We start from the raw sequence: 660 nt of genomic DNA on the forward strand, positions 1-660 counted from the left end.
CCGCGGCTTCCGCCTTTGGCGACTGGAGGAAGAAAACCAACGCCGAACGCGCTTCGCTGCTGGAAGCATGGCATGGCCTGATGCTGACACATCTGGACGATCTGGCGCTGATCCTGACGACCGAACAGGGCAAGCCACTGGACGAGGCCAAAGGCGAGATCCGTTACGGCGCATCCTTCGTCAAATGGTTCGCCGAGGAAGCGCGCCGCATCAATGGCCACACCATCCCCTCGCCTACGCCCGACCGTCGCATCATCGTGCTGAAAGAACCGGTTGGCGTTTGCGGCATCATCACGCCGTGGAACTTCCCCAACGCGATGATCACCCGCAAGGTCGCGCCGGCGCTGGCCGCCGGCTGCACGGTGGTCATCAAGCCGTCCGAGTTCACGCCCTATTCGGCGCTGGCGCTCGGTGTGCTCGCCGAACGGGCGGGCATTCCCGCCGGCGTCATCAACATCGTCACCGGCATGCCAGCCGAGATCGGCAACGAGATCATGGCAAACGAGACCGTTCGCAAGATCTCCTTCACCGGCTCGACGCGGGTCGGTTCGCTGCTGATGCGCGGCGCGGCCGAAAGCGTGAAGCGGCTGAGCCTCGAACTCGGCGGCAACGCCCCCTTCATCGTCTTCGACGACGCCGATCTCGATCTCGCCATCGAGG

1 protein-coding gene is annotated in these 660 nt (G+C 64.4%); it reads left to right on the forward strand.

What is annotated here, in order from left to right:
• The coding region (locus tag NKH19_RS33475; RefSeq protein WP_352984003.1) for an aldehyde dehydrogenase family protein at positions 1-660 on the forward strand (660 nt) is incomplete at both ends.

It is taken from the genome of Mesorhizobium sp. M1338 (assembly GCF_040318045.1).
In the GTDB taxonomy this organism is placed as follows: Bacteria; Pseudomonadota; Alphaproteobacteria; order Rhizobiales; family Rhizobiaceae; genus Mesorhizobium.